This window comes from Photobacterium kishitanii, from assembly GCF_000613045.3.
In the GTDB taxonomy this organism is placed as follows: Bacteria; Pseudomonadota; Gammaproteobacteria; order Enterobacterales; family Vibrionaceae; genus Photobacterium; species Photobacterium kishitanii.
The window spans coordinates 1,219,297-1,227,747 of record NZ_LN794352.1 but is presented as its reverse complement, the minus strand read 5'-3'; the positions used below and the strand labels follow the sequence as shown (position 1 = coordinate 1,227,747).

6 protein-coding genes are annotated in these 8,451 nt (G+C 37.2%); all 6 read left to right on the top strand.

The window, feature by feature from the left end:
• The first annotated feature begins 383 nt into the window (after positions 1 to 383).
• From PPBDW_RS05960 to PPBDW_RS05935, 6 genes are read left to right on the top strand one after another with little or no spacing between them, the layout of a single operon-like run.
• The gene (locus PPBDW_RS05960) at positions 384 to 1,778 is read left to right on the top strand and encodes an HlyD family type I secretion periplasmic adaptor subunit (RefSeq protein WP_036794049.1); all 1,395 of its coding nucleotides are present in this window, start codon (positions 384 to 386) and stop codon (positions 1,776 to 1,778) included.
• Positions 1,779 to 1,782: 4 nt separating this feature from the next.
• A complete protein-coding gene (locus PPBDW_RS05955; protein ID WP_036794048.1) occupies positions 1,783 to 3,093 on the top strand; it encodes a TolC family outer membrane protein in 1,311 nt (436 codons plus the stop codon).
• Positions 3,094 to 3,104: 11 nt separating this feature from the next.
• Complete coding sequence (locus PPBDW_RS05950; protein ID WP_036794046.1) at positions 3,105 to 3,695, top strand: OmpA family protein; 591 nt, start codon at positions 3,105 to 3,107, stop codon at positions 3,693 to 3,695.
• 15 nt (positions 3,696 to 3,710) lie between these two features.
• Positions 3,711 to 4,364: a transglutaminase-like cysteine peptidase gene (locus PPBDW_RS05945; RefSeq protein WP_036794045.1), complete on the top strand. Its 654-nt coding sequence runs from the start codon at positions 3,711 to 3,713 to the stop codon at positions 4,362 to 4,364.
• 13 nt (positions 4,365 to 4,377) lie between these two features.
• Positions 4,378 to 6,306 (top strand): EAL domain-containing protein, encoded by a 1,929-nt coding sequence (locus PPBDW_RS05940; protein ID WP_036794044.1) that lies wholly within the window; start codon positions 4,378 to 4,380, stop codon positions 6,304 to 6,306.
• Between the two features lies 1 nt (position 6,307).
• Complete coding sequence (locus tag PPBDW_RS05935; protein WP_036794043.1) at positions 6,308 to 8,431, top strand: type I secretion system permease/ATPase; 2,124 nt, start codon at positions 6,308 to 6,310, stop codon at positions 8,429 to 8,431.
• Positions 8,432 to 8,451: the final 20 nt, after the last annotated feature.

Below are 8,451 nucleotides of genomic sequence, written 5' to 3'. Positions count from 1 at the left end.
ATAATAGCCAAACCGCATAATTAAAAATCGACATTACTATGTTTTAATTACTATTAATTATTCATATAACTAAACCAATCATATACTTAATGTATACGTCGATATTAAAAACAACTTTACCTCAATACTTCCGCAGCTTATCATTAGTCATAATTATAAACAAACAACTCATTAACATATAAATATGGTTGATATGTTGTATTGTTATTATTTATACTTTGATGCAGCACACACCAATATAAACATCCTTTATTATTATTTATGCCAAATATAACAATGGATTTTATTATTAATGCAGCTCACACCACCGAAATTAATACATTGTTTTTTATGAAGAAAATTAACATCTTTATAACTCGCACTTCTAGATACATAGGTTTTATATGAGTAAAAAAGCCATCTCGATATCAACCCATGATCTCGAATTTATTGATGATAAATCAGCTGCATTACTGCTTAACACTCCTAAAAGTGCCAGAGTGATTTTATGGGTAATGGTGCTATTTTTCTTTATAGCGTTTATTTGGGCTTATTTTGCAAAACTAGATAAAGTAACAACTGGTTCGGGAAAAGTCATTCCGTCATCACAACTACAAGTAGTACAAAATCTCGAAGGTGGTATTGTTAAGCAAGTTCTCGTAAAAGAAGGTCAACAAGTTAAAAAAGGCCAGACGTTACTACTTATAGATGACACTCAATTTAAATCTGACTTTGAAGAAAAGACCCAAAGTCTTGCAGCAATGCAAGCTGATTCGCTACGTCTTAACGCCCTACTTGAAAGCGTCACCGTTAATAAAAGTACTAACAAGACTGAATGGCGTCAGAGTGTTCATGTTACTAACACTCCTCCTGTTTTTACGGCTGCCTTTAAAGAAAAGCATCCTCAATTAGTACGTCGACAACTGAACCAATTTACAGGTAAATTAAATAATTTAGAAAACCAACTTTCGGTTGCGTCACAGCAGGCATCACAAAAAGAAAGAGAACTAACCGAAACTCAAGCACGAGTGACCAATATTAGAAATAGCTACAACATCGCATTGAAAGAATACAATATTACCAAGCCATTAGCTGATGAGGGTGTTGTTCCTCGTATTGAGTTATTAAAATTACAACGTTCACTTAATGATACTAAACGAGACCTAAACTCAGCCAAACTACAAATTCCGGTAACCCAAGCAGCTATTCAAGAAGCAGGCTTTAAATATATTGATATTGCTTTGCAATTTCGTTCAGAAATTCAATCTAAACTGAATGAAACCAGTGACAAATTGTCGAGTATGACAGAATCACAGGTAGGGCTTGAAGATCGCGTAAAACGTACTACGGTGGTATCACCAGTTAATGGCACCATTCAAACAATTTATGTCAATACCGTTGGTGGTGTTATTCAACCAGGCATGCCATTGGTAGAAATTGTACCTACTGAAGATACACTTTTAATCGAGGCAAAAATAGCGCCTCAAGATATTGGTTTTTTAAGACCTGGATTACCAACAATCATAAAATTTAGCGCCTATGATTTTACTAATTATGGGGGTTTAAAAGGAACATTAGAAACTATCAGTGCTGATACGATTCAAGATAAAGAAGGCAATAGTTTCTACCAAGTAAAAATTCGTACAGATGCAAGTAGTCTTAAAGGACCTAATGGCGAAGCATTACCTATCATTCCAGGAATGACAGCATCAGCAGATATCATTACAGGCAAACGTTCTGTACTTGATTACCTATTGAAACCTGTCCTCAGAGCGCGTCAAACGGCGTTAAGAGAATAATATAATGACAAAAAAACACATTTTAAAAAAAATCACGCTATTGATTGGCCTGCAATGTTTGGCTACTCCTGTAATGGCACAATCTTTAGAGCAAGCGATAGCAGAAACATTATCGACTAACCCTGATATAAAAAGTGCTTACAATGAGTTTCAAAGTAAGAACCAATTAATCAATGCTGCTAAAGGTGATTATTTACCCTCTGTTGATCTAGAAGCAGGTATTGGCCATGACGATTACAAAGCCAAAAGTCCTTCAGGTCAATATCGTCCGCAAAGTGCTCAAATAAATATTCGTCAATTGATTTGGGATGGATCGATTACCTATAACGATATTCAACGCAATAAATCAGAAACAGAAGCACAACGCTACCAACTATTATCCGACGCACAAGATAAAGCCCTTAAAGCAACGGAAGCTTATCTTAATGTGCTGCATGCGCAGGATGTGCTAACACTGTCTAAATCTAACCTCAAAGTGCATCAAAAAATGTACGTTGATATCAAAAAACGTGCTGATGCAGGGATTGGATCAACCGCTGATTTGGCTCAAGTTGATGGTCGTTTAGCTAGCTCCAACACTAACCTATTGGCAGCAGAAAGTAATCTTCAAGATAAAATCACTGCTTTTGTACGTATTGTTGGTGCTTATCCAACCGATCTTGTTAAACCTGAAGTTGATCGTAATTATCTGCCAACCTCTTTAGATGATGCTCTGGCAAAAGCAGAAAAAAACAATCCAGTGGTTTATATTGCATCAAATGATATAAATGCCGCTGAATATCAATACAAACAAGCAAAAGGCACCTTCTACCCTTCTTTTAGCATTGAAGCTTCACAAGAGTGGGGAGAAGATTTAAACGGCTCAGCGGGTGATACCGATGAACTTAAAGCCGTGCTAAAAATGCGCTATAACCTCTTTAATGGTGGTAGTGACGTTGCCAAATCCCGTCGTGCTGCATACCAAATCAATAAATCCAAAGATATTCGTGATCGTGCTCATCGCATGTTAGAAGAAGGAACTCGCCTTTCTTGGAGCGCATTATCGTTATCGAAAAAACAAAAAATATTTTTGCAAGAACACGTTGACGCATCTGCGCGCACTGTTATTGCCTATGAAAAACAATTTAAAATCGGTCAACGTTCTTTACTGGATGTATTAAACACTGAAAATGAATTGTTTGAAGCTCGTAAAGCATATTTAACCGCTGAATATGATGGCATTTTAGCTAAATATCGAGTGTTAAACGCCACTGGACTTATCCTCAGCGAAATGCGGGTTGAAGTACCTCAATCTTGGGCGCAGTCGGTTAAATAAAGGAACATAATATGAAATACGTAGTTACTGGTTTACTCGCACTATCATTATTTGGCTGCTCACTTTCAGTGCCTCAACCACCCGTTGCTAAACAAACCAAAAATCTATTTGATAATGATAGCGATGGCGTTATTAATCAACGTGACCATTGTCCAAAAACACCCATTGATGCTGTTGTCGATAATAATGGTTGTCCAACTTATGTTGATAGCTCAGAAGAAAATAAAATCCATGTTCTCTTTGCTAATGACTCTTCAGTAATCCCTGAAAGTTACATGCAAAATATCAGTGATATGAGTGCTTTTTTATCTAAATATCCAAAAACGCATATTGAACTCAAAGGCTATGCTAGCCCTGTTGGTAATGCCGCCTACAATGTTGCCTTATCAGAACGCCGAGCAAGCGCAATTCGCCAAGCATTAATCAATGACGGTGTTACGCCATCTCGGATTAAAACGGTTGGCTTTGGTGATACTGATCCCGTAAAAGCACCAGATGTTGAAGAGAGTAATACATTAAGTCGTCGAGTAGTAGCACAAGTTATTGGTTCTCAAGGTAATGTTGTGAAAGAATGGACTGTCTATACCGTCCGTGAAAACTAAGCAGAAAATTGCCCTTTGAAAAAGATAGCTTTTTGTCTACTTTGTTCATTACTAGCAGTAAATGTATTTGCTGCTAGTAGTGCTCAACAAATAGAAAAAATAACCCAATTTTATGGTGATCGCGCTGGCAAACGAGCAACAGCTTGGCGCGAACTCATCAAAAATTCGCAACATTTAACTGAGCCTAAAAAGCTCATGGTTGTTAATGATTTTTTTAATCAATTTATCTTTATTAGCGATCAGAAGCTATGGGGAAAAGAAGATTACTGGGCAACACCTTACGAGTTTGTTGGCGTCGGTGCAGGAGATTGTGAAGATTTTAGCATCGCCAAATATCAAGCGCTGATTGAGCTTGGTATTGATGATAGTAAGCTTAGGTTAGTGTATGTAAAAGCACTTGAACTTAATCAGTTCCACATGGTTGTTGCCTATTACTCTACACCATCAGCTATACCGCTTATTTTAGATAATCTTAAAGGTAGTATTTTACCTGCAACCGAGCGTCACGATTTATTACCGATATATAGTTTTAATGGTAGTAAGTTATGGTTAATGAAACAAAAAGGCCAAGGCCAAGTGGCTGGTAACGCTTCACGTCTAAGCCTTTGGAACGATCTACGTAATCGTTCACAAGATATAAAACTCAACCAACCACGAAACATTTTTTAATGAGTAAATTACAATGACTCTTTACCGACAACTACTTCTGTGGATGCTAGTCGTATTATTTTCACTGACCGGTGCTGTATTTGCGATTCAATTTAATACCACCAAAAGCTATTTAATTGAGCAGCAATCAACAGAACTTAATAATGTTGTCAGTTCAGTTGGGTTTGCGCTATCTCCATACTTAGAAGCAAAAGATCTTATTTCAGCTGAGTCAGTTATCAATGCTACCTTTGATTCTGGTTATTATAGCCAAGTAAAACTGGCTTTATTGGATTCTAAAAAAGAAATTATTCGCCAATATCCACAACTAGTACAAAGCGTTCCTAATTGGTTTCAATCCTTAGTTCACATTGAAGCAATTACTCAAACAAGAACATTGACCAGTGGTTGGTTACAACTTGCAGACCTTACTGTTACCAGTAGCCCTGCTTCAGCATATATCCAACTCTGGAAAGCAACTATTCAGCTAGTATTTGGTTTTATCACTTGCCTATTATTAGGCGCAATTGTGCTGTCACTGGTACTTAATAAAGTACTAAAACCATTAAAACAAATTCAAAAAAGTGCTCAAGAAATGGCCCTCAACCATTTCACGCCCTCACTACCAACACCTCATACTCGTGAATTAGCCGATCTAGTTACTGCTTTTAATTCAATGAATATTCAGTTACAACAGCACTTTGAACAACAAGCTCAGGAAGCTGACACATTACGAATTCGCGCTTATCAAGATCCGGTATCTGGCTTAGCTAACCGTAGTTACTTAATGACGAAGCTTTCATCATGGCTATCAAGTAAACCAAGCGGCGGTATCATCTTATTAAAGTCTGATGCGATTGAAGATAGCTATCAACAATCAGGCTACGAATCAGGCGACCAATTAGTCCTAAAACTTGCGGAGCGCTTAAAAGATCTTTCTGCTGATGACATTACGATCGCTCGCTTAAACCAATCTGAATTTATGCTTATCGCTCCTAATGTATCTGAGGATGACCTTCTTGATACTGGCCGTATTATGCTGGACATGACCTCAGAGCTAAATTCAGATCCACTTGGTATAGCACCGCTCCAGGCTGCTGTCGGCATTGTTATGTGTTCAGATACTCTAACGATAACCGCCCTACTCGCTCATGCTGACAATGCATTGAATAAAGCACGTCAACAAGTTAAAGAGCCCATTGCTTTATTAGAAACTAACGATAACAAAACAATACCAGCAATGGGTAAACAACACTGGAAAGCATTAGTTGATGAGGCTATTGCAAATAACCTTATTCATTTTACATTTCAAAATGCCATTAATACTGATAACGATATCATTCACAAAGAAATGTTCGCTTATATTGAAAAAGGACAACAACGATTTAATGCTGGTCAATTCTTATCAGCAATCGAAAAGCTTAATGAAGGCACAAAATTTGATTGCTATATTATTGAAACGATTTTTAATCAATTAACAAAACAAAAAAAATCAGTTCCTGTCGCAATAAACATTACTCAAAGTAGTATTAATGACACAGGCTTCATTCGTTGGCTCAACAGCAAGCTGCAGTCTTGCCCACAAATGAAACAACATATTTTATTCGAATTACCTGAAATTTGTTTTATTAAAAACATTGATAATACAAGCTTACTTTGTGAAATTATTCGCCAAAATGGATTCCAGTTTGGCATTGATAATTATGGCCACAATTTTAGTTCAACGGGTTACCTCAATAAATTACGCCCTAGCTATGTCAAACTAGACTTTGCTTATACATCACAACTAGATGATCAAGTAAAAATGGATGTTTTAGAATCGATAACACGCAGTGCCAATAACCTTTCAGTACTCACTATTGCATCTCGCGTAGAAACTATTGAACAAAAAGAAAAATTAACATTGCTAAAAGTTCAGGGTTTCCAGGGTTATGTCACGGCTCAGCTAGTTAATGGGAAATAACATGAAAGATCCATTGCTTCAATCACTTGTTTATATTAGCCGCTTCTATGGTCAAGCTAATTCACCTGATGCTTTAATTGCAGATTTACCGCTCACAGATGGTTTACTGACACCATTTTTATTACCTCGAGCAGCAGAAAAAGCAGGGCTTCAAGCTAAGCAAACGCAATTAGCATTCGATAAGTTATCGCCATTACTATTTCCAGTAATAGCCATACTAAAAGGAGGCGATGCGTGTGTTGTGCTTAGCCTTGATAAAGAGAAAGGCGAAGCTGAAGTTGTTCTGCCACAAAGCGATGGCTCAGAGCAATGGATCAATATTGATGAATTAAATACTCAATATAGTGGTTATTTATTCCTAATAAAAAAACGTTTTCGCTATGATGAGCGTTCTCCTGAAATTTTAAAAAATCGGGATGGGCATTGGTTTTGGAGTACATTATGGGAATCACGTAGTATTTATCGTGATGTCTTTATTGCTTCAATTTTAATTAACATGTTCGCCATAGCTGCGCCACTATTTACCCGCTTAGTGTATGATAAAATCGTACCGAACCTCGCATTTGATTCTTTATGGGTACTTGCAGTCGGTATTACTATTATTTTTATTTTTGATTTTATATTAAAAATATTACGTAGTTATTTTATTGATTTAGCAGGTAAAAAATCAGATCTCCTCATCTCAGCTAAAATATACAGTAAAGTGATGGGTATAAGAATGGAAGCTAAGCCAGCTTCTGTTGGTGCCTTTGCTCGTCATTTACAAGAATTCGAATCAATTCGTGAATTTTTCACATCAGCGACGGTTTCATCATTAATCGATTTACCGTTTGCACTACTTTTCTTATTTATAATCTATGTGATGGCAGGGCCTTTAGCTTTAGTGCCACTTATTGCGGTATTAATTTTAGTTATTTATAGCTATCTAATTCAACGACCATTACGTCGCACAATTGAAGAAGGCTCTCGCTTAGCATCTCAAAAACATGCCAACTTAATTGAAAGCTTATCCGGTTTAGAAACCATCAAAATGTTTGGTGCCCAAAGTCAGTTTCAATATCGCTGGGAAGAAGCCGTTACTCATATTTCAAACTGGGGATTAAAGTCTCGTCGCTTAACAGATTCGGTTCAAAATACCGCAGGATTCCTACAGCAATTTGTCTCTGTTGCGATGATTGTTGTCGGTGTATATTTAATTTCTAATGGTGATTTAACCATGGGCGGATTAATCGCATCAACCATGTTAAGTGGTCGTGCTGTCGGTCCTATGGTGCAACTTGCATTACTATCAACTCGCTATAATCAAGCTAAATCAGCCATGACCATTATTGAACAATTAATGGCGATGCCACTCGAGCAGGAAGACGGTAAACGTTATATTCATCGTCCAATTATTCGTGGCAAAATAGAATTTGATAATGTCACTTTTTCCTATCCTAATGCGACTCAACCAGCACTAAAGAATCTTAGTTTTACTATTAATCCCGGTGAAAAAGTTGCCATTATTGGCCGTATTGGTTCAGGTAAGACAAGTCTTGAGCGTATTTTAATGGGCTTATATCAGCCACAACAAGGCTCTGTCCGCATTGATGATACAGATATCAATCAACTGCATCATATCGACATTCGCCGTAATATTGGCTGTGTCCCACAAGATATTACGCTATTTTTTGGCTCTATTCGCGATAACATCATACTTGGACGCCCTTTAGCTACAGATAAAGAAATTTTATTGGCCGCTGAACGTGCAGGGGTAACTGCATTTACCCAACATGATGCCGCTGGTTTAGAAAAACAAATCGGGGAAGGTGGACATGCACTTTCTGGAGGCCAACGTCAAGCAATCGCTATTGCGCGTGCATTTCTAAGTCAGCCACCAGTACTGATTATGGATGAGCCAACAAGTAGTATGGATAATCGTTCAGAAATGTACATAAAACAGCAATTAAATAGAATGAATAAAGATGAAACACTCATTCTAATCACTCATAAAACAGGTATGCTTGATGTCGTTGATCGTTTGATCGTTATGGAACATGGCCATATTGTTGCTGATGGTCCTAAAGATCAGGTATTACAAACATTACGTAACGGTAATATTAATCAATCACCAACAAATAAATAATGGTTGTGATAACACGCATT